Below are 22,058 nucleotides of genomic sequence, written 5' to 3'. Positions count from 1 at the left end.
ATATCCTGCAGTATGCTATTTTAGCATGGCTTCCAAAAATGCCCATTGGTCGGCATAACCGTCAATGCGCATCCACGTTGGCGTACCTGCACCGTGCCCAGCACGCGTTTCTACGCGTAACAATACAGGTTTGTTGCACCCTTGATGGGCCTGTAGTTGCGCGGCATATTTATAACTGTGCCACGGAACAACCCTATCGTCGTGATCGCCTGTAGTTACCAGCGTTGCCGGATAGCATATGCCCGCTTCCGTGTTGTGTAGAGGAGAATAGGCATACAAGGCCTCAAATTCATCTTTATTTTCGCTTAACCCGTAGTCTGACGACCAAGCACGCGCATTAGCACTGGGCGTATGGTAGCGCAACATATCTAATACGCCTACAGCCGGCAATGCGGCAGCGAATAAGTCTGGTCGCTGTGTAGTAACAGCACCGACTAATAAGCCCCCATTACTTCCACCTTGAATACCCAATGATTCTGGTGTCGTATACCCTTGTTCTATCAGGTATTCAGCGCCCGCAATGAAGTCATCAAACACATTTTGCTTCTTGAGCTTTGTGCCCGCTTTGTGCCATTGCTGGCCATACTCTCCGCCACCACGCAAATTGGCTATTGCAAGCACGTTACCCTGTTCTATCCATACCATGCGTGATACTGAATAACTGGGCAATAACGAAACATTAAACCCGCCATATCCATACAATAACGTCTTATTGTTCCCATCCAGCTTCACCCCTTTCTTATGCACAATAAACATAGGAATGTTGGTACCGTCTTTACTTGGGTAGAATACTTGCTTAGTTTCAAACTGGGAGTAGTCGACACCAGTTTCTATGGTTTTGTAGTGCTGCTGCTCACCGGTATCAATATCATACTCGTAAATAGCGCCAGGATTAGTAAACCCAGTTAATTTATAAAAGGTGGTTTTCGCGTCTTTGCTTCCGTAAAAACCGGTAACGCGGCCAATATCATCAAACGAAAGGGTATTCAGCGTCTTTCCATCAAGACCATACACAATGACATTTGACTTAACATCGCTTAAATACCGCGCAAAAAGCTTATCACCTAATAGACTTATGCCATTAAGCGTTGCCGCTTTGCTTTCAACAATCGTTTGCTCATTTTTGCCGTCAATATCAACGCGTATAACTTTTCCTGTCGGCGCATTAGCGGTCGACTCGAAATAAAGCGCATTATCGGCTTCACCGATTAAATCATAACGACCGTCCCATCGGTCAAAAATAGCAGTAATGGGGGCGTCATTATCTTTCAATGAAAGGGTGTAAACACCGTTCGCTTGATACCCTTCAAACACTGAAATCAGTAACGTACTATCCTTGCTAATAACGGCCGGATATGGGTTCCATGTGGGTTTATCATCAAAGGCAAACACTTTGCGATCTTGTGACTGAGGTGAACCTAACTGATGAAAGTAAATAGCTACCGCTTTACTATCGTCCCAGTTCCCTTGGCTATCTTGCGGATAACGAGAATAAAAAAAGCCACTTTCATCATTTAACCAGGCAACATTGGTGAACTTAACCCCTTCAATAACGTCACTGTTATCTTTTTTGGTGTTAATATCTTTAATGTGGATGGTTTTCCAATCAGTACCGCCGTCGGACAGTAGATAAGCAAGATAATTCGCCTTCGGGCTTATCTCATAACTTGCCATAGACACGGTACCATCATCGCTAAGCGTGTTCGGGTCTAGGAGCACATCGGCCTGCCCATCAGCACTGTCTGAAACATACAATACATATTGGTTTTGCAGGCCATCATTATATGAGTGAAATACCTTACCATTAACCGTGTAAGGCACTTGATACTTTTCGTAATCCCACAGTGCGGTTAGGCGTTCCTTATAGGTATCTCTGCTTGGTAACGTCTCTAAAAAGGGACGAGCAACGCTATTTTGAGCGCTAACCCAAGCAGCGACCTCTGTCGTTTTTTCTGCCTCCAACCAACGATACGGATCTGACACTTCGGTGCCGTGATAATTATCCACTTGGTCCACCGTGCGTGTGGCAGGATAGTCTATTGGCGTGGCGACAATGGCATTCTGGTCAGTATTGTCAGACATCAACGCTGTGTCTTTATTATTACCCACGCATGAAAACAGCGCCATCGACGCCGCAATTAAGGTAACTGATTTGATTACTTTATGTTTCATTTATTGGTAACCCTTTAACGGTAACGCCGGGTAACTACCCGGCATGTTCTATTTCGCTGTGTTTTGCACTGTTATTTCGTTTCTTACCTTTAAATACCGACTTAATGTCATCAAGAATGAGGTAAAGCGCTGGCACTAGTAGTAACGTAATGACCGTGGCAAACAAGATGCCAAAGGCAAGAGAAATAGCCATTGGGATGACGACCTGTGCCTGTAAGCTACGCTCAAACACAATCGGCATTAACCCCATAAACGTAGTCAGTGACGTAAGAATAATGGCTCTAAAGCGCTGCGTGCCCGCGCTAATTGCCGCATCTTTGAGTGATAGCCCTTCTTTTCTGGCACGGTTAACAAAATCAACCATAATAAGACTGTCGTTAACCACAACACCCGATAATGCGATAATACCGCACACCGACAACACACTCACGGCCATGCCCAATACTAAATGCCCGATAATGGCTCCCACCACACCAAAAGGGATAACCGACATGATGATAAGTGGCTGACTGTAAGACTTAAGCGGTATGGCAAGTAATGCATAAATTGCAAAGAGCGCGAATAATAAGCCTTGAAGGAGGCTAAATATCGCTTCGCCTTGCTCTTTCGAATTCCCCATAAGTTGAAACTCAACATTTGGGTAACGCGCAAGTAAATCAGGCATTACCGTATCTATCACTTCTCGCGTAATTTCAGAAGGATCCATTAACGCTTTGTCTACCGCAGCGGTTACTGACACAGACCGTTTACCATCGACGCGAATAATTGAATCAAACCCCTGCCCGACAGTAAACGTTGCAACCTGTTCAAACGGAATGTCTTGGCCATTTGGCGCACGTACACGCATATTCTCAAGGTGCTCTATAGAGCTTCTTTGTGCTTTCGGGTAGCGCACCATGACTTTGATTTCTTCATCGTCACGTTGGATGCGTTGCACTTCCGCGCCATAGAAACCAAAGCGAACTTGCTGACCGAGTTGTTGTAACGTAATCCCTAACGCATCAGCTTGTGGTTTAAGTGATAACTGAATTTCTTCACTGCCGCCTGAAAAGGTATCGTTAATATCAGTGACGCCTTCATAAGCGGCTAATGCTTCCTTCAGTTCATCGCTAATGGCGCGCAATGCTGTGATATCGCCTGAGCTAAATTCAAAACTTAGATCTGAACCGCCGCCTGGGCCGCCTGGCGAGTTAATATTAAAAGACTTAACCCCAGGAATTTCAGGCATTTCATCGCGCCATCGCTGCTGGATTTCAAAATCCGTTAGCGTTCGGGTTTCCCCCTTTGTAAGCTCAGTAAAAACTTGCCCACCCAGGTTACCGTTATCAAACGCTATCGCATGCTTAATAACTGACTCGCCCGTTTCTTCTTTTACCTCGTCATCCATACGCTGCATGGCTTCACGCATTGTCGTTAGTACCTGATCTCGTTGGGTTAACGATGAGCCGGGTTCAAGTTCAAAGCTTGCAAACATAAAGTCGCTAGGGATGTTGGGGAAAAATACAAAACGAACAATCCCACCACCGAACAAACCTACCGTTAGAATAAGCATGGCAAGAAACACAGAGACTGTGGTGTATCTATTTCGAATTGCTTTCGCTAGGAATGGCGCGTATTTGGTACTGATAAAACGCTTTATACCTTCACTAAAGTAGTCTCTAAACTTCTGCAGCTTATTTGCCTTAGCGGGGTCATAAGGCTTTAAGTTCATGTGCACTAAGTGAGCGGGTAAAATTAGTTTTGATTCTATTAGCGAGAAGATAAGGCACACAACAACAACGGCACCGATGGTTTTCCAAATAATACCAAACGGCCCTGACACCATTAACATAGGCGTAAATGCAGCGATTGTGGTCAATACACCAAAGGTTGCGGGCATAGCAACTTTCTTTACGCCTGCAATGACATTGTCCGCACTATGTCCTTTCTTATCAATTTCTGAATAAGCCGATTCGCCCATAATAATGGCATCATCGACCACAATCCCAAGGACCAGGATAAATGCAAACAAGCTCAGCATGTTGATGGATACACCGACCATTTCCATTGGCATGACAAAGAGCGTGCCTAAGAAGCAAACAGGAAGCCCAACAATCACCCAAAACGCCAGCTTAATTTTAAGGAATAACGACAATACTAAAAAGACCAATAGTGCGCCGAAAAACATATTTTCCAACATCATGTTTAAGCGGTCGGCAAGGTAGAATGAACTATCTCCCCATATATCAGCTGTAATATGCGCAGGAAAATCCTCTTTTGCAGCACTGAGGTACGTATTCACTTGCTCTGAAATTTCTAATGCATTTTGATCGCCCACCGCACGCACGCGTAAACTCGTCGCAGGCTTCCCATCGAACATCGCATATTGATTATTTTCAATAAATCCGTCGTTAATAAACGCGACGTCGCCTAGCGTGACACGGGTTCCATTTGGGTTGGTTACCAGTACAATTTGTGAAAAGTCCCACCCCGTATAGGCCTGCCCTTTCGTACGCAGAAGGATATCACCATTCTCTGTTCGAATTGAGCCACCGGGCAAGTCAACGCTCGACTGAGACAAACGTCTTACAACATCTGAAAAGGTTAAGTTATACTTTTGCAAATCAACTTCTGACAACTCCAATGAAATTTCATAGTCTCTTGCGCCGACAACCTGAACACTCGATATGCCTGGAAGGTTAGCAATATCGTCGCGTAAGTCTTTAGCAAATTCTTTAAGCTCGCGCTCGCTAGCATCACCGTAAACCGATACCCACATTACGTCTTGTTGAATTTTTTGACGGTAAACTACTGGTTTTTCGGTATCGCCTGGAAAACTGGGGATAGCATCTACTTGCACCTTCACTTCATCAAGTAAAGACTGCACATCGTAGTCTTCTTCAACTTGAATAGTCACGGTTCCCATACCTTCTACTGCAGTAGAGGTCAGCTGTTTTATCCCCTCAAGGTTCTTTAACGATTCTTCTACTTTTAGAATAACGCCCTCTTCAACTTCTTGGGGAGCCGCGCCGAGATAGGGAACTCGGACACTAATAACGTCAATATCAAAACTGGGGAAAACTTGTTTTTGAATACTAAATGCCGAGAAAATGCCACCAACAATGAGCAACCACATTAGCAGGTTTGCCGCCACATGATTGCGCGCAAACCAAGCAATAAGGCCTTTTTGCGTATCTATAGTACTCATTCGGCCCCCTCTGATGCCGTCTCATCACTATTTGCTATCGCTTGCGTATCGTCTTTTTTGTCGTTTACCGCTTCAGGAGGAAGCGCTGGCTCATCGCCGGGTAAACGTACTTTCATTCCGTTAAACGGGTTGGGAACCGCACTGGTTACTACTAACGTACCGTTGCTTACTCCTCCAGCAAGGTAGACGTGCTCAGAGGTGGTTCGTGCAACCTCTACATCTTTAATTTCAATTTCGCGATTGTCGTTTACCGTCAATATCGTATTGTCTAAGCGAAGCGTGCTGCGAGGTAATACAATCAAGCTTTCATTTTTACGCGAGGTAATTTTAGCTTCAACAAACTGCCCAAAACGAAGCGGCACTTTACTCTCATCAGCAAGTGCGTAAGGGTCGTTAACTTCAACAACAGCGTAAATGACACGACTACCCGTATCTAACACGCCCTCTGAGCGAACTAGTGTGCCTTCCCATTGACGGTCTATGCCGCCAACCGTCGCACTTAACATGACGTTAGCGTCGCTATCAGACTGTTTTCCAATATCGACAAACATCAAGTCGCTGTCGGTCATTGGTAACCGTACCTCGGCAGTATCCGTCGAATACAGCATACCAATTGCCGTTCCCGCGCTTATAAACTGACCCAAATCGATATTTCGGGCGACTACAATCCCATTGTAAGGGGCACGGATTTCGGTTCTGGCTAAGTTTCGTTTAGCCCGTTCAAGTTTTGCTTCGGCGGCTTTAACGTTGGCTTGTTCTCGTGCCAACTGAGGTTTACGCAGTCCAAGTTGAGGAGGCGGTACATCTCGGACAGAGCGCCATTCTTGCTCAGCAACTTTACCTCGCGCTACCTCTTCCTCAAACGACGCCGTCGCTTGTGCAAGTTCAGCCTCTGCTAATTTAACATCGGTTAGGTAGTCGTCTTGCTCTAATGTCGCAAGCACATCCCCCTTTTTAAACATACCGCCTGTAATGAAGTCGTCCGCTAACCCAATGACGCGACCATTCACTTGAGCACTTAACGAGGTTTGATTACGCGGAACAACGTTACCTTGCGAATTTACAATAAAATTGACGGGCTCTGCATACACTTCGCTTGCGCCAACTAAAAATGCGGTTTTTTCAACAGGCGCTTGTTCAGGCGGTTTTTTTGATGAAATCATTACGGCTGCGCCAACAAACCCAATAAGTATAATACCTAGCGGTATTCCAGCCTTAAACACTGCGTTGCTCATTCCCTTTCCCTTGTAAGTTGCTATGTACCGCTTACTTATCTAAGTAAAAATTTGTTTTAAAACGGTAACGTATAACGATAATTATAATTTTTTCTTGTATACCCTAGTGTACTTATTTTCTGTAAGAAGTGCTCATATTGATTGTTAAAAAATGTGTAACGCCATTAATTTGCCCACAGGCCGACCTAGAAGTATTAAAAAACTATATACATACCAAAAAGTCTTATTGATTTGAGCACAGTTATTGACCAATATTATCTTGCACAGTTGTGCACTCCCGTTTATTTACATAGAAACTATAGTACGCTGAAGGAACACACTCCCATGAGTTTGAAAAAGCAATATCTAAAATCAAAACCCGTTTGTAAGGTAACGTTTAAGCTAGACGCTGAAGCAGCAAAAAACGCTAGTCAAGCAAAGCTCTGTGGCGATTTCACACAATGGGACGCACAAGCGCTTCCAATGAAAAAGCTTAAAAGCGGCGAATTTACACTTACCGTTAACCTTGAAAAAAACAAAGAGTATGAATTCCGTTATTTACTCGATGGGGAAAAGTGGGAAAACGATTGGGCAGCAGATGGGTATGTCCCCTCTAATATCAGCGCCGATGAAAACTCATTAGTCAGTGTGTAGTACAAACAAAAAAGGCTGCCAAAAGGCAGCCTTTTTTTACACGTGTAATTAACGTCTACAATGCACTTTCTAATTCAGGGAGTACATCGAACAAATCACCCACCAAGCCATAATCAGCAACTTGGAAAATTGGCGCTTCTTCGTCTTTGTTGATTGCAACAATAACTTTTGAGTCTTTCATACCTGCAAGGTGTTGAATAGCCCCCGAGATGCCAACAGCGATGTAAAGCTGTGGAGCCACAATCTTACCAGTTTGACCCACTTGCATATCGTTAGGTACAAAGCCAGCATCTACTGCCGCACGTGATGCGCCCATTGCCGCACCTAGCTTGTCGGCGATACCTTCAAGCAATGAGAAATTCTCACCGTTTTGCATGCCGCGACCACCAGAAATGACGACATCAGCAGCGGTAAGCTCTGGGCGCTCTGATTCAGTAAGCTCTTCTGCAACGAATCCTGATTTATCGCTAGATTTCACTACATCGATCGCAGCAACCTCTGCGCTACCACCTTCCGATGCGGCGTCAAAAGACGCTGCGCGTACGGTAATTACCTTTTTGCTATCAGACGACTGCACGGTCGCGATGGCATTACCTGCGTAGATAGGACGTACAAATGTGTCTTCACTCTCTACACCGATAATATCTGAAATTTGCGCAACGTCTAACAGGGCTGCCACACGTGGCATAAAGTTTTTACCCGTAGTGGTTGCCGCCGCTAACACGTGGCTATAATCACCAGCTAGTTCAACAACTAAGTCTGCTACATTTTCTGCCAATTGGTAGTGGTAAGCAGCATTGTCTGCAACGATAACCTTAGACACGCCTTCAATGGTAGCAGCGCGGTCTGCAACGGCTTGACACCCTTCGCCTGCAACAAGAACATGGATATCTCCACCCATTTTCTGTGCCGCAAAAACAAGCTTGTGTGTTTCCGTTTTAAGACTTGAATTATCGTGTTCGGCATATACAAGAACTGTCATGAGATCACCTTTGCTTCGTTTTTCAGTTTATCCACTAGCTCAGCCACGTCAGCGACTTTAATACCGCCTTCACGCGTTGGTGGAGGTGTCACTTTAAGAACGGTAACGTTAGACACTAGCTCAACGCCAAAGTCAGCGGCTGATTTAACGTCTAAAGGTTTACGTTTGGCCTTCATAATATTCGGCAGCGACGCATAGCGAGGCTCATTAAGGCGAAGATCTGTCGTCACAACCGCAGGAAGTGAAAGTGCGACCGTTTGAAGCCCGCCATCAATTTCGCGGGTTACATTAACCTTATCACCCTCGACCACAACTTCTGACGCAAATGTCCCTTGAGGCATACCGGTTAATGCCGCTAGCATTTGGCCTGTCTGGTTGTTGTCAGAGTCGATGCTCTGCTTGCCAAGAATAACCAACGAAGGCTGCTCTTCTTCAACCACTTTAGTAAGCAGCTTAGCAATTTGCAGTGAATCAAGATTTTGGTCGGTATCAATCTGGATACCACGATCTGCACCTAGTGCTAGTGCGGTACGGATTTGCTCTTGGCAACTCTTATCGCCAATAGATACAACCACGATTTCAGTGGCTACCCCTTTTTCTTTCAACCTAACCGCTTCTTCTACGGCTATTTCACAAAATGGGTTAATTGCCATTTTTGCATTAGTAAGGTCAACGCCGGTATTGTCGGCCTTCACTCTTACCTTTACGTTATAGTCAATCGCGCGCTTGACTGGTACGAGTATTTTCATAGTTACCTCAATGGTTGAGTTCGTCGGTGATGTTACTTTTCTTTACCTGAACTTTCGAAACAGCCCGTAAAAAAACAGTGTCTTGTCACCACGTAATCAAAAAACTTTTACAATATTCACTTCATTAACTTTACTTTCATGGTGAAGACAGTAATAAAACTATACCCTAAATGTCGTTAACACCATGTTTACGTGTATATAAAATAAACGTTCAGTTAACGTTAACGTAAACTCCCTGCAATGTACTTACTGTTGACGTAAACGTCAACCTGCATTACCTTTCAGGGCGACAACTAATTTACATGTTTTTGACACAACGCATTATTTGTTTCATCAATAGTGCACTATAAAAAACTGAACATAAGGAGCCTCCCGTGGAACGAGAATCGATGGAGTTTGACGTAGTCATCGTCGGTGCCGGCCCAGCTGGTTTATCAACGGCCTGTAAGCTTATGCAGCTTGCGAACGAAAATGGCCAAGAGCTAATGGTTTGTGTCGTCGAAAAAGGCTCCGAGGTAGGTGCACACATTCTATCCGGTGCTGTTTTTGAGCCACGCGCTATGGACGAGCTTTTTCCTGATTGGAAGGAAAAAGGCGCCCCACTCAATACAAAAGTGACCGATGATCATATTTATTTATTGAATAGTGAATCATCAGCGAAACGATTACCGAACGCGATTACGCCCAAAACTATGCACAATGAAGGCAACTATATTGTCTCTATGGGCAATGTATGCCGTTGGCTTGCTGAGCAAGCTGAACAACTCGGTGTCGAAGTGTTCCCTGGTTTCGCAGCAGCCGACGTTATTTACAACGATGACGGCAGTGTTGGCGGTGTGATCACCGGCGATATGGGCGTAAGTGAAAGCGGTGAAGAAAAAGACGGTTACATGCCAGGCATGGAATTACGCGCTAAGTACACGGTGTTTGCTGAAGGCTGCCGAGGCCACCTTGGTAAAGAGCTTATTGCTCACTTTGGTTTAGACAAAGATGTGTCACCACAGCATTATGCCATTGGTTTCAAAGAAATCTGGGATATTGATCCGGCCAAGCATCAACCAGGTTTAGTTGTGCATACCGCGGGCTGGCCATTAAATGATGCCACTGGCGGAAGTTACCTTTATCACGCAGAAGACAATCAGGTATTTGTAGGGTTAATTGTTGACTTAAACTACGACAATCCTTACCTAAGCCCGTTCGATGAATTTCAGCGTATGAAACATCACCCAGTGTTTAAACAATACTTGGAGGGCGGTAAACGTGTTTCTTATGGTGCACGCGCGATTGCTAAAGGCGGCTTTAATTCATTACCTAAAATGACCTTCCCTGGCGGTTTGTTGGTGGGCTGTGATGCGGGCACGCTTAATTTTGCGAAAATTAAAGGCAACCATACCGCGATGAAATCGGGCATGATTGCGGCTGAATCTATTTTTGATGCGATAAAAGAAAACGCCGACGCCCCGGTAAAAGAAGTAACCAGTTACACTGAAAACTTTAAAACGTCTTGGGTGTATGATGAGTTATATCGTTCTAGAAATTTTGGTCCTGCAATTCATAAATTAGGGAACTTCTGGGGCGGTGCTTTTAATACAATCGAGCAAAACTTCTTTAATGGTAATCTGTTTTTTACCATGAAAGATGAGCACAAAGATTATGCACAATTAAAAGAAGCGAAAGACGTTGAAGAAATTAATTATCCTAAACCTGACGGACAGTTAAGTTTCGATAAATTATCGTCTGTTTTTCTTTCAAATACGAATCATGAAGAAGACCAGCCTTGTCATCTTCAATTAAAAGATGCGTCTATACCTATTACCATAAACTTACCTAAATACGCAGAGCCAGCGCAACGCTATTGCCCTGCCGGTGTTTATGAAATAATTGAGGAAGAAGGTTCAAAACGTTTCCAAATCAATGCGCAGAACTGTGTACATTGTAAAACATGTGATATTAAAGACCCGTCTCAAAATATCAAATGGGTGGTACCAGAGGGCGCAGGCGGGCCCAACTATCCTAATATGTAATTGATGTAACATTTTATAATGTATAAAAAGCGGAGTCTCTCCGCTTTTTTTTATGCTAAATTTAACGTTTGGTTAATTATGAATTTAAAATAAGCGTTAAGGTTAATAAATACATGAAAGATTTTTTAGATATTTTAACCCATGGACGACGTTTGCAAGATGCAGTAAAGGAATTAAGTCTTGAAGAGCTTGAACAAGTTCAAGACAAACTGGCCAATATTGTAGAAAAAAGAAAAGAAAAAGCGCGCGAAGCGGAAAAAGCACAGCAAGAAAAGCATCAAAAACTTGAAGAAATAAAACGCCAAATGGAAGCGGCTGGGCTTAATGTTGAAGACTTACAGGCGCTGACACAAAACGAACCCAAGAAAACTGGCAAAAAGCGCCCCATTAAATATAAGTTAATCGACAGTGAAGGCCTTGAACATACATGGACAGGCATTGGCAGAATGCCGCGTGTCTATAAAGATGCACTGGCGTCGGGCCAATCACTGACACAATTTGCTATTGCATAAAACGACATGCTTTGCCATGCCATAAACGTGGCATGGCTCTTGTAAAATACGCATTCCTCCCCCATTCTCACCTTACACGTAAAAACATCCCGGTGGCCTGTGAAATTACACTACAAAACACACATTCATGCTGTCGATGAACCCTGGCTTATACTTATTCATGGCTTGTTTGGCAGTGCCGATAACCTCGCTGTCATAAGGCGACATTTTGAGCCCACTCACAACATTCTAAGTGTAGATTTGCCCAACCATGGCCTATCTCCTTGGGTTGATAACTTCAACATTGAAGATACCGTTAAAAGTATAATCGCCGTTCTCGATTCAAACGGCATTAAAAAAACAGCGGTACTGGGCCATTCACTGGGCGGCAAGGTAGCCATGCAGTTAGCGCTTGCCCATGGCGAACGCGTTAGCCACTTGTTGGTTGCGGATATCGCCCCTGCCACTTATGAACATCGGCACCAATCGGTATTCGATGGATTAAATGCAGTCAATCTTTCGACCATTACCGGGCGCAAAGATGCAGAGATGGCCATGGCTGAACACATACAAGAAGCAGGTGTAAGGCAATTTTTACTTAAAAGCTTATATCAAAACGATCAAAAACAGTGGCTTTGGCGTTTTAATGTAAAAGGGTTGATTAAAAGTTATCCTCATATTATTGACTGGCCTCAAACCAATCAACAATACGATGGGATAACCTATTTTATTAAAGGTGGGCAGTCAGATTATATTACTGCGCAGCACCGAGAAGCGATTGCACGGTACTTCCCCAAAGCAAAAGCACATATTATTGAAGGTACGGGGCACTGGTTACACGCAGAAAAGCCGACAGCGTTCAACGCTATCGTCAGTAAAATACTGGCGAAGTAATGTTGCATTGCGAAGAAAAAAAGCGGTGTATTCTTACAATTTTTTGAATGTTTTGGGCTCTGTTCGGCGTTTAACCTGTGGTATAGTTGCGCCAGATTTTTTTCATAAGTAACACTATGCTTGCAGAAAACTTTGAGCTAATAGAATCCATTATGTTATACGGCGGTTTGTTTGTGCTTTTTGCACTCATGGCCTTTGCCGTACACGATGTATTGACGAAAAACGATGTGCCTCTCATTGGGCGTGTTGTAACCTATGGCGTGCTAGGTCTTGGCGCAATAGGTTTTTTAGCAAAAGGTATCATTGAGTGGTTCTGGTTAAGCAGTGGCGTTTAGTAAGTAACGATTAATAGAGGTTTGATATGGCAAGCGTTGGCCTGTTTTTTGGCAGTGACACGGGTAATACCGAACATGTTGCTAAAATGATTCAAAAAGAATTAGGTAAACAGCTAATCGATGTAAAAGACATTGCCAAGAGCAGTAAAGAAGAGATAGCAGAATTCGATCTGCTTATTTTCGGCATCCCTACTTGGTACTACGGCGAAGCACAATGTGACTGGGACGACTTTTTCCCAGAACTAGAAAGCATTGGGTTTGAAGATAAGCTCGTAGCGATTTTCGGTTGTGGCGACCAAGAAGACTACGCAGAGTACTTCTTAGACGCTATGGGTATGATCCGCGACATCGTAGAGCCTAAGGGCGCAATTCTCGTTGGTCAATGGCCAACAGAAGGCTATGACTTTGAAGCATCTAAAGGTCTCGCTGATGATGACCACTTTGTGGGGCTTGGTATTGACGAGGACCGTCAGCCAGAGCTAACCGATTCTCGCGTAAAAGCGTGGTGTAAGCAGCTGCATGAAGAGCTCTGTCTTGCTGAGCTTGCTTAGTTAATTACATTACTATATGACAAAAATGCCGCGTAAATACGCGGCATTTTTATATTAACTTTGCAGTATGGCCTATAAGTGAAAGCGCTCAACGGCTTTTCTCAGGCTTTCAGTTTGTGCATCTAACATCATGGTCGACTCATTAGACTGTCTTGTACTTTGCGCACTAGAATCGGCTAAATCAACAATTCTATTCAAGCTTGACGCAACATCTGCCAGCAATACGTCCTGTTGCTCGGTGTCTGATACAATTTTTTCATTAATGGTACTTAAACGCGCAATAATTTCTCTGATGCCTTCAACTTGCGTAGACACTAACTGCGTTATTTCAACGCCCTTCTGTGCTTGCTCTCTACCCGCTCTTATTGCTTTCACCGCCTGACTGGCATCTTTTTGCAAGTTACCAATCATGGTCTCAATTTCTTCTGTTGAGTCGTGTGTGCGGTTAGCTAACGTTCTTACTTCATCAGCAACCACGGCAAACCCACGGCCCTGTTCTCCCGCTCTTGCTGCTTCAATAGCAGCATTTAACGCAAGTAGGTTCGTTTGTTCCGCAATGGTTTTAATTACGTCTAGAATACTGCCGATACTTCGAGAGTTCTCATCAAGTCTGTTGATAATTTCTGCCGAAGCGTCTGCTTGCGTGGCCTGGTTGTTTACCTGATTTCTACTCTTTTCCACCAGCATACCAATTTCGGTACTTTGCTCGGTAACATGGCGAAGTGCGTTCATCGCATCGTTAATTTGCACTAAATTACTACGGCTAGTGTCTTGCACATGCTGAGTATTAGTAGAGGTTGTAGTGACCTGTTCGCGCTGTTCATCAACATCGCGTAAGCTTTTTTCACCCAAGGAGACACTCTCTTTGGTAATCTCAATTAAGCGCTTTTCTTGTTCTAAAATATTTCCAACAAGTTCGCGTAAACTATCGGTTAAGCTATTCACTTTTGCAGAAAGTGCTGAAAACTCATCATTACCGTCTTCAGGTAGCTTATGGCTTAAATCGCCTTTACTTAATTGGGTCAACCCCTTGTTGATGTTACCAAGTGGTCGCGCAATACTACGGGTCGCTACGACTGCAAGACTTATAGCGGCAATTAGCCCTATACAAGCCACGATTAGATTTTTTAATAAGTTTGCTTGAACCGACTCTAAAATAGCGTTTTGACCGGCAATAGACTCTGCCTGCACTTTGTCAAACAATGTATTAATAAACGATAACGACGCTTCAAGGGCGTCCTTCGCCTCGCTGCGACTAGAGCTGGCATCGGCGATGTACGCCAACTTTTGCTGCTGTAAGGCAATCAAACCGTTGCTGTCGTTTAAGCGTGATAGTAATAAGTCGAATTGTTCATTGAACATGTCAACCGTTCCGCCATCATCTACACCGACGGCAAGCCTGTTTAAGTAGTCTTTATCCACCTGCAAATTACTAATTTGATATTGTAAATCGTCAACAATGTTTTGTGTGGTTTCAGCGTTATTGTTAGTCGCAAGTTCGCTGAACGTTTCATTCATCGTGAGAAGTTTATTATCGATGTTAGTTCCCGTACCAATAAGCGTTTCGATACCAGGGTCGCGCGTGTCAAGATAAGATAAATCTAGCATCAAAGCACTCGCCTCATCGGCAGTAGATAGCACTTCTTCTAATTTTGTAGCTACCTCTATTTGCACTTTCATACGTGATTCAAGTGCGTTGTACATCGCTTTACTTTTTGTCACGTAATTATTGCTGGCTTCAACGGCGTCTTTCACCATCGAATTTGAAGGCATTGCCTTTCTAAGGCCCTCTAGGTCATTAACAAACGACGCTGAAAGTGAATCAAACTGGGCTTTATTTTGCCCCAATGCATTTAGCGAATCTTCATGGTATCCATTAGCGGTAATAACCGATAGCGACAAAATTTCAGTTTTCACTTCAACCATGCGGGTTTGGACAGGCATTTTGCGCTCGACTACGTCTTCAGCAGATACGCGAATATCGCTCAAGCCAAAATATGAGAGCACACTGGTTACTAAGAGCAAGCAGCCAAAAAGACCGAAGCCTAGCTTAATTTTATTAATCACTGTTAACTGCATGAATACTTCCGCTGAAATTGAAAACAGCGTTACATTTTCTATGTCGGCGTTCTATCATTTTAGTTTAACAGGATGTTAATTCAATGCATCAAAAGTTTTAATTTTAAAAACTAATCATTAGGTATTACTTATACTTACATACTGGTCAGTCCACATAGAATAAGGGCTTCAGTACAGGTAACGTATTAAAATATAAATCGATTAAGTGCATTCCGGCCCGGTCAAAACTAAGAATACGCGGTTTTACTTTTAAATCCTGTTGAGTTACCTATAATACCCACATCATGTGATTAATCGTTCTCAGTAGGTTGTAATGGATCAGAATAAAGAACTAAAAAAAGCGGGCCTTAAAGTTACGCTTCCGCGCCTCAAAATTTTGCAAATTCTGCAAGAACCACAAAACCAACATATTAGCGCCGAGGACGTATACAAAATTCTTATCGAGCACGGTGAAGAAATTGGCCTGGCAACGGTTTATCGCGTACTAAATCAGTTCGATGACGCGGGTATTCTTAACCGTCATCACTTTGAAGGTGGCAAGTCTGTTTTTGAAATTAGCCATAAAGATCATCACGACCATTTAGTGTGTCTTAAGTGCGGTAAAGTTATCGAATTTGAAGATGATATTATTGAAGAGCGACAAGAACGCATTGCTAAACAGCACAACATCAAATTAACCCACCATAGTTTGTACCTCTATGGTGAGTGTACTGATGGCAACTGTGACAACGTTGACGACTAAGCCTTGGCGTTATACACACACGTTTTCAAGAACAGCCTGCTAATACGCAGGCTGTTTTTTTATGCACCAAACGCTAAGCGATGAACTTTATACGGTGATAGGCATTGATTGCCTTTTCCCATACATCACCTACTTGTCCATTTCCAATCAACGTATCATTCACTCGGGTGACTGGGGCGATTTCTTTACTCGACGACGATAACCACACTTCATCGGCACTGAGTAATTCATCGACGCTGAACCAGCGTTCCTGTACAGCAAGTTCAGCTTCTTCGAAAGCACGCAGCGCAATAGCACGAGTAACGCCCGGTAATAGTTGGTGGTTAAGAGGGGGCGTATAAATCACACCATCTTTAACCATAAATACATTGCATGCACTGGCCTCAGTAATAAAGCCCTGTTCATTATGCAAAATGGTCTCGTTAACACCTTGGTCTGCACTTGTTTGAAAATGCATGACATTGCCTAACAGTGACGTTGATTTTATGTGACACCGCTGCCACCGTTTGTCCTCTTCTAACGCCACATGAAACGCTTTTACCGCCGATTTATCAGCGGGTTGTGGCCCTGTAATTTCAAACACAAAACCAAATACCGTCGGTGCAATATTATCAGGGTAAGCATGGTGCCGTTTAACGTCTGTGCCACGACTGACATGAAAATACACCCCGATGTTACCGCTGGGGAATTGTGATGCATTTTTTTCTATCAACGTAGTTAATATCGCGCCCCATTGTTCAGCGCTGTACGGATTTCTTATTGCTATGGCATTAAGACCGTTGTTCATACGCTCTGTGTGGCCTTTCATGCCTACAGGGCGGCCATCATAGGTTGGGATCACTTCATAAATACCATCACCAAACAAAAAACCTCTATCCATTGGCGAGATCTTTGCCTCGGACAATGGTAGATAATCACCGTTTAAAAATGCCACTGTCATACATTATCTCCAGCTAATTTGAGGCGTTTATGTTGGCGAAGTAAAAACCTTGCCCTTTCATTTTCTTTATCATTAAACATAAATGTTATAGCGTCACCAGGCGCTGCCTGCGCCAGTCGATTGATATCAACGGGGCTTACACACCCTAGCTTGGGGTAGCCGCCTAGCGTTTGCCTGTCTCTCATCATAACAATAGGTTGGCCGCTTTGCGGGATCTGCACTGCACCTAAGTGGATAGCCTCAGAGCGCATAGTGCTTATATTGTGCATTACCGGTGCGCCAGATAAACGATACCCCATTCGGCTTATGTCCTGAGTTATCGTGTAATTGCTAGTAGTGAAAACATATTGTGAAGCGCGAGGAAAATCACGTAATTGATAGCCAGGTACCACCGTAATAGGCTTATCGAGGGTATAATCGGGTTGGTACCTTTGTTCTATACACCGCTCGTTGCGCATAATACGGTGATTTACCAATGTTACGCTATCTCCTGCTAACAGTGGATTGCCATTGCCATTTAGACCGCCAATTCCCTCGCGAACTACGCAACATGCACTGTTCATTGATAGTGGTACATCCCACTCACCACCCAAAGACAAATAGGCCCTACACCCTAACGTTTGACTACCAAAAGTGAGCGAGTCTCCCTCCTTCAACATCAACGTCTCAAATACGGGACATGCATTTCCGTTAATGGTTGCTTGTACCTGTTTGCCCGTTATCGCTGCGCAAACATTGTGGTTCACTACGACAGTCACTTCACCTAAGGCTTCAATACAAGGTGTTGCCGCAGTATTTTTAACGAGATAGTTAGCCCAGAAAAATGCGTCTTCATCCATTGGTCCTGACTGACAATAGCCTGCGCTTTGATACCCAACTCGACCCATATCAACGATGATACTCATCAAGCCAGGTGTAATTATATTAATACTCATTTAGCGCGATAAACTCTTTTTCACTAATCGATTTAAATATCACCTTATCTCCGGTTTTTAGCAGCGCATCATGCCCTCGGGTAAGGCGCAATGGACATAACCCTAATAAGTGCCAGCCACCGGGTGACACTGACGGATACACCGCGGTTTGTCTATCAGCGATGGCTACCGCACCTTCGGGTACCCGTTTTCTTGGGGTTGCCAATCGCGGGCACGACAGCGCTTCTGGTATACTGCCCATATATCCAAAACCCGGCGCAAAACCTACTGCATATACACAATATTCCACACTGGTATGCAACGTGATGACATCAGTTTCAGATAACCCGGTTTGCGTAGCCACCAGCGATAAATCGTTAGCATCGTTTGCGCCATACCAAACGGGAAGCGTATGGCTGTGCCCCTCAAATGAAGACTTCGTTACCGTTGCTAGCGACGATAAAGCCCCATACACGTAATGGCTGTCTACGTTAATTGCATCAAACACAACCAATACCGAGTCATAAGCAGGAACAACTTCTCTTATCCACGTTAGATTGGCAGACGCAAGCGTGTCGCAAAACTGCAAACACTGAGCATTGGCCGCATCAAGCGACGGCCCATTGAAGTAAAACAACAGCCCATCAATACCTGCTGGGACAATCTGTTTTACATTACCAAACGGTTGCATAAGAGTATGTCATTCCTTTCTGTCTTTTCTATGTCAAATTCACGCTACATTGTGGCATTTCAACTTTTACAATGGCGTTTTATTTAGTAGCGCCTTTATTAGTAAAGCAATATCGACCGCACCGGCTGTGTCGCCATGCACACATAATGTGTCTGCATTGAGGGTAAGTGGTGTTCCCGACGTCGTGATCACGACTCCCTCGTTAATTAAACGTTCACACTGTTCAAACGCTTGTTCCTTGCTAAGCACAGCCCCTGCTATTGCCCTGCTTTGTAAGTAGCCCTCGTCGGTATAACGCCTATCTGAAAACGCTTCGAACAGCAGTGATATTCCGTACTGTTTGGCTAACGTGCGCACTTTTTCACTGTCTGGGTGGGCTTGCACCACCAGGCTATGCGTTTCACTGGACATTGCTGCTACGCTTTCCATTACGGTTTCGAGAATGCCAGTGTCTTGCATCATGTCGTTATATAACGCGCCGTGCGGTTTTACATAGCTTACATGGGTACCAATAATGTCTGCCAACCCCTGCAACGCGCTTACTTGATATTGAATGCAGGCTGTTAATTCCTGCTTAGCCATTTTCATACTCCGGCGACCAAACCCTTGTAAATCGGGATACGACGGATGCGCGCCAACAGCAACACTATGTTCAGCAGCAAGAGACAGTGCCTCTTTCATCGCCGAAGGGTCGCCAGCATGAAAACCGCATGCAATATTTGCTTGGTCGATGACGGTCATAATTTGACTGTCGAGAGGCATTTTCCATGCCCCAAAATCTTCGCCTAAATCGCAATTTAATTTCATAGTGGTTTAGCTCTTACGTGTAATCCGATATCATGTTACCTGTTCTTTTTAAAAAGTCAGCGTTAATGATAAATATCGGAAAAATTAATACCCTTCGCGTGGTTGCGCAATACCCCTTTGGCTATGCATTGGCACCATGCAGCGAAAATGTCGATGACATCTACTCAGATGATGAATTGCCCACTGTTACGCTATCTCATGATGAGGTTGAAAGTGAGTTAAGTGACGGTGCACTGATTGATGTTTTTGTTGCAGCAGACCAACGTGGCGATTTGTACGCAACGCTTAAAAAGCCTTTAATTCAGGTAGGTGAAGTTAAAGTATTAAAGGCGGTTTCTGCGACACACTTTGGTGCGTTTTTCGATTGGGGGTTAGATAATGACCTGTTGATGCCCATCGATTATCAGGCAAATCCCGTCGACCCGGGTATGCGTTATGTTGTTCATGCCTTCTTTGATGAAAAAACCAATCGTATTCTAGGGGCGACCAAGCTGCATTACTTCTTAAAAGAGGGCAACGCCTATTTAAACGAGGGAGACCTTGTTGATTGCTTGGTATACGCAAAGTCAGATCTTGGTTTTAAAGTGGTTATTAACGAGGCGTCTTTGGGCCTCATTTTTAACAGTGATGCATTTAAACCCTTGAAAATTGGAGATGCGACGCAAGGCGTTATTAAGCATATCCGAGAAGACGGTAAAATAGATGTGGTATTACAGCGCGTGGACAAAGCGGGCCGAGATACATTGCAACAAGCTATTCTTGACGATCTTGAAGCGCACGGTGGCGTATCAACGTTGACAGACAAAAGTCCGCCTGATGCAATTTATACTCACTTTAACGTAAGTAAAGCAGCGTATAAGAAAGCACTTGGCGCGCTTTATAAACAGAAGAAAATCACGATTTCACCTGATGCAGTTCGTTTAATTAAAACGTAGGATAAAAAGCCCCATGAAAGCAAAAGTGGTGTGGGAGAACGATCTCTCTTTTAAATGCTCAACCGATAAAGGTTATGAAACGGTAATGGACGGTAGCGGAAACGCAATATCGCCCATGGAGTCAGTTTTACTTGCAGCCGGCGCATGTTCGAGTGTTGACGTGGTTGAAATATTAAAGAAAGGCCGATTCGCAATAGAAGATTGCGTTTGCGATCTTGATGCAACAAGAGCAGATGAGCCCCCTCGCGTTTTCACCTCTATTCACGCCCATTACACGGTTACGGGAAAAGGGATTACCGATAAAGCATTGGCTCGCGCAGTGCAGTTATCTGCTGAAAAATATTGCTCAGTCATGTTAATGCTGACGGGAAAAGTAGATATCACTACCAGCTATACTTTAGTTGAATAGACTTACCATTAGGCTTATTCGCCACCTCTTAGTGAAAAAGGCTAACACTGGTTGTTAGCCTTTTTTTATTTGCATTATAATATCATTGCAAAACATTGATTTTAAAAGATATTATTCGATGTGAATGTTACTGGCATATTTGATGCTATCTGTTGGTCATTACTAATATAACGAAAAATAACGTTTAGGTATTTGACCATGGAAAATTCATTTCGCACGCTTCGCACTTTCGCCATCAGCAGTAGTTTGTTAGCACTGTCTGTTTCACTCACGGGCTGTTCAGACGCCGACGCTGTTGACACCGTGGTGTCTCAGGAAGAGGCTGTTATTGCTATACCTGTTGAGGCGCAAATGCTGTCAAAAGGCAGTATTCAGTCGACGTACTCTACAACGGCCATACTAGAAGCTCGAGAAGAGGCCTTTGTGGTAGCGCGCGCTGCCGGTATTATTGAAGCCATTTTCGTTGAAGAAGGCGACTATGTTGAAAAGGGGCAAGTTCTCGCCCGACTCGATAGCCGCCGCTATGAATTAAACCTAACAAAAGCGAAAGCAGACTTGACCGGTCTTGAACGCGAACTAGAGAAAATCAATAAAGTCTATTCCAAAAAGCTGGTAAGCGATGATACATATGACAAATTGGTGGCTCAGTATGAGTCAGCAAAAGCGTCGGTTAAGCTAGCTGAACTAGATTTACAAGAAACAACGATAACAGCCCCTATCAGCGGTTATGTTGCCTCAAGAGGTGCTAAAGTTGGCAACTTAACAGAATCGTTTCAACGCGAAAGAATGTTTCATATTGTTCAACAAAAAAACTTACAGGGCATCATTTATCTTCCCGAAAATGAGCTTCAAAATATTGCCGTAGGACAAACTGCTACACTCAAGGTTGCTGCATTGGGTAATCATGAGATGTCAGCAAGCGTTGAGCGCATCAGCCCTGTCATTGATGCGACAACCGGCACATTTAAAGTAACGCTTAGCATTCCTAATCGAGAGGAACGCCTAAAAGCAGGCATGTTTACTGATGTCGCACTGCAATATGCGAATCATGAAGATGCGACCCTTCTTCCTCGCAGAGCACTGGTTACCATAGACAACAATCACAGCGTGTTTGTAGTAGAAAACGGTGTCGTTCATAAAAAAATGGTCGAAACCGGGTTCGAGCAAAACGATATTGTTGAAGTGATCAGTGGGCTAAATGGTGATGAAACCGTGGTTACTGCGGGACACCAAAACTTAAAAGATGCAGCACCTGTTGACATTGTAAACAGCTAACTCGCACGTTTTA

Annotated in this window: 20 protein-coding genes; 10 read left to right on the top strand and 10 right to left on the bottom strand. The window is 44.0% G+C overall.

From position 1 onward, the window contains the following. Nucleotides 1–15 precede the first annotated feature (15 nt). The 3 genes from ACOJRU_RS08120 to ACOJRU_RS08110 are packed head-to-tail and all read right to left on the bottom strand — an operon-like array spanning nucleotide 16 to nucleotide 6,594. Nucleotides 16–2,172 carry a prolyl oligopeptidase family serine peptidase gene (locus ACOJRU_RS08120; RefSeq protein WP_421134512.1) on the bottom strand — a complete coding sequence of 719 codons (2,157 nt, stop codon included), beginning with the start codon at nucleotides 2,170–2,172 and terminating at the stop codon, nucleotides 16–18. 34 nt (nucleotides 2,173–2,206) lie between these two features. Then, the gene (locus ACOJRU_RS08115; RefSeq protein WP_421134511.1) at nucleotides 2,207–5,359 is read right to left on the bottom strand and encodes an efflux RND transporter permease subunit; all 3,153 of its coding nucleotides are present in this window, start codon (nucleotides 5,357–5,359) and stop codon (nucleotides 2,207–2,209) included. After that, nucleotides 5,356–6,594, bottom strand: a complete 1,239-nt coding sequence (locus ACOJRU_RS08110; RefSeq protein WP_421134510.1) for an efflux RND transporter periplasmic adaptor subunit — start codon at nucleotides 6,592–6,594, stop codon at nucleotides 5,356–5,358. Before ACOJRU_RS08110 ends, ACOJRU_RS08115 begins: the two co-directional genes overlap by 4 nt. A 324-nt stretch (nucleotides 6,595–6,918) precedes the next feature. On the opposite strand from ACOJRU_RS08110, the gene ACOJRU_RS08105 reads away from it, so the two are divergent. After that, nucleotides 6,919–7,227, top strand: a complete 309-nt coding sequence (locus ACOJRU_RS08105; RefSeq protein ID WP_421134509.1) for an isoamylase early set domain-containing protein — start codon at nucleotides 6,919–6,921, stop codon at nucleotides 7,225–7,227. A 55-nt stretch (nucleotides 7,228–7,282) separates the two neighbouring features. Here the strand turns inward: ACOJRU_RS08105 and ACOJRU_RS08100 are convergent, their stop codons facing one another. Both ACOJRU_RS08100 and ACOJRU_RS08095 read right to left on the bottom strand, forming a co-directional pair. After that, nucleotides 7,283–8,209, bottom strand: coding sequence for an electron transfer flavoprotein subunit alpha/FixB family protein (locus ACOJRU_RS08100; RefSeq protein ID WP_421134508.1), 927 nt, complete (start codon nucleotides 8,207–8,209; stop codon nucleotides 7,283–7,285). Continuing rightward, complete coding sequence (locus ACOJRU_RS08095; RefSeq protein ID WP_421134507.1) at nucleotides 8,206–8,958, bottom strand: electron transfer flavoprotein subunit beta/FixA family protein; 753 nt, start codon at nucleotides 8,956–8,958, stop codon at nucleotides 8,206–8,208. The genes ACOJRU_RS08100 and ACOJRU_RS08095 overlap by 4 nt, the downstream gene beginning before the upstream one ends. A 374-nt stretch (nucleotides 8,959–9,332) precedes the next feature. On the opposite strand from ACOJRU_RS08095, the gene ACOJRU_RS08090 reads away from it, so the two are divergent. The 5 genes from ACOJRU_RS08090 to fldA all read left to right on the top strand — a co-directional run bounded on the left by ACOJRU_RS08090 (nucleotide 9,333) and on the right by fldA (nucleotide 13,253). Further along, nucleotides 9,333–10,982 (top strand): electron transfer flavoprotein-ubiquinone oxidoreductase, encoded by a 1,650-nt coding sequence (locus ACOJRU_RS08090; RefSeq protein WP_421134506.1) that lies wholly within the window; start codon nucleotides 9,333–9,335, stop codon nucleotides 10,980–10,982. 113 nt (nucleotides 10,983–11,095) lie between these two features. Continuing rightward, on the top strand, nucleotides 11,096–11,494 hold the full coding sequence (locus ACOJRU_RS08085) for an H-NS family nucleoid-associated regulatory protein (RefSeq protein WP_421134505.1): 399 nt from the start codon (nucleotides 11,096–11,098) through the stop codon (nucleotides 11,492–11,494). Between the two features lie 99 nt (nucleotides 11,495–11,593). Continuing rightward, a complete protein-coding gene (locus tag ACOJRU_RS08080) occupies nucleotides 11,594–12,367 on the top strand; it encodes an alpha/beta fold hydrolase (protein ID WP_421134504.1) in 774 nt (257 codons plus the stop codon). Nucleotides 12,368–12,483: 116 nt separating this feature from the next. Further along, nucleotides 12,484–12,702 carry a DUF2788 domain-containing protein gene (locus tag ACOJRU_RS08075; RefSeq protein WP_421134503.1) on the top strand — a complete coding sequence of 73 codons (219 nt, stop codon included), beginning with the start codon at nucleotides 12,484–12,486 and terminating at the stop codon, nucleotides 12,700–12,702. A gap of 26 nt (nucleotides 12,703–12,728) precedes the next feature. Next, nucleotides 12,729–13,253, top strand: a complete 525-nt coding sequence (fldA, locus tag ACOJRU_RS08070) for a flavodoxin FldA (protein WP_421134502.1) — start codon at nucleotides 12,729–12,731, stop codon at nucleotides 13,251–13,253. Between the two features lie 72 nt (nucleotides 13,254–13,325). Here the strand turns inward: fldA and ACOJRU_RS08065 are convergent, their stop codons facing one another. Further along, nucleotides 13,326–15,332: a methyl-accepting chemotaxis protein gene (locus ACOJRU_RS08065; RefSeq protein WP_421134501.1), complete on the bottom strand. Its 2,007-nt coding sequence runs from the start codon at nucleotides 15,330–15,332 to the stop codon at nucleotides 13,326–13,328. 313 nt (nucleotides 15,333–15,645) lie between these two features. Here ACOJRU_RS08065 and fur point away from each other — a divergent pair, with 313 nt between their 5' ends. After that, nucleotides 15,646–16,074, top strand: coding sequence for a ferric iron uptake transcriptional regulator (gene fur, locus ACOJRU_RS08060; RefSeq protein ID WP_421134500.1), 429 nt, complete (start codon nucleotides 15,646–15,648; stop codon nucleotides 16,072–16,074). 73 nt (nucleotides 16,075–16,147) lie between these two features. On the opposite strand, the gene ACOJRU_RS08055 is transcribed toward fur, so the two are convergent. From ACOJRU_RS08055 to ACOJRU_RS08040, 4 genes are all read right to left on the bottom strand, one after another. Then, a complete protein-coding gene (locus tag ACOJRU_RS08055; RefSeq protein ID WP_421134499.1) occupies nucleotides 16,148–17,014 on the bottom strand; it encodes an aminotransferase class IV in 867 nt (288 codons plus the stop codon). Beyond that, nucleotides 17,011–17,949: a biotin-dependent carboxyltransferase family protein gene (locus ACOJRU_RS08050; RefSeq protein WP_421134498.1), complete on the bottom strand. Its 939-nt coding sequence runs from the start codon at nucleotides 17,947–17,949 to the stop codon at nucleotides 17,011–17,013. The genes ACOJRU_RS08055 and ACOJRU_RS08050 overlap by 4 nt, the downstream gene beginning before the upstream one ends. Beyond that, complete coding sequence (locus ACOJRU_RS08045) at nucleotides 17,939–18,619, bottom strand: 5-oxoprolinase subunit B family protein (protein WP_421134497.1); 681 nt, start codon at nucleotides 18,617–18,619, stop codon at nucleotides 17,939–17,941. The genes ACOJRU_RS08050 and ACOJRU_RS08045 overlap by 11 nt, the downstream gene beginning before the upstream one ends. Nucleotides 18,620–18,685: 66 nt before the next feature. Next, complete coding sequence (locus ACOJRU_RS08040) at nucleotides 18,686–19,426, bottom strand: 5-oxoprolinase subunit PxpA (RefSeq protein ID WP_421134496.1); 741 nt, start codon at nucleotides 19,424–19,426, stop codon at nucleotides 18,686–18,688. A 65-nt stretch (nucleotides 19,427–19,491) separates the two neighbouring features. On the opposite strand from ACOJRU_RS08040, the gene ACOJRU_RS08035 reads away from it, so the two are divergent. The 3 genes from ACOJRU_RS08035 to ACOJRU_RS08025 all read left to right on the top strand — a co-directional run bounded on the left by ACOJRU_RS08035 (nucleotide 19,492) and on the right by ACOJRU_RS08025 (nucleotide 22,045). Next, complete coding sequence (locus ACOJRU_RS08035; RefSeq protein ID WP_421134495.1) at nucleotides 19,492–20,361, top strand: S1 RNA-binding domain-containing protein; 870 nt, start codon at nucleotides 19,492–19,494, stop codon at nucleotides 20,359–20,361. Between the two features lie 13 nt (nucleotides 20,362–20,374). Beyond that, entirely contained in the window at nucleotides 20,375–20,770 is a 396-nt protein-coding gene (locus tag ACOJRU_RS08030; protein ID WP_421134494.1) for an OsmC family protein, read from the top strand. A gap of 198 nt (nucleotides 20,771–20,968) precedes the next feature. Further along, entirely contained in the window at nucleotides 20,969–22,045 is a 1,077-nt protein-coding gene (locus ACOJRU_RS08025; RefSeq protein ID WP_421134493.1) for an efflux RND transporter periplasmic adaptor subunit, read from the top strand. The last annotated feature ends 13 nt before the right edge of the window (nucleotides 22,046–22,058 follow it).

The sequence above is a fragment of the Alteromonas algae genome, from assembly GCF_049117195.1.
Lineage (GTDB): Bacteria > Pseudomonadota > Gammaproteobacteria > Enterobacterales > Alteromonadaceae > Alteromonas.
This window is presented reverse-complemented; position numbering and strand designations above follow the sequence as displayed.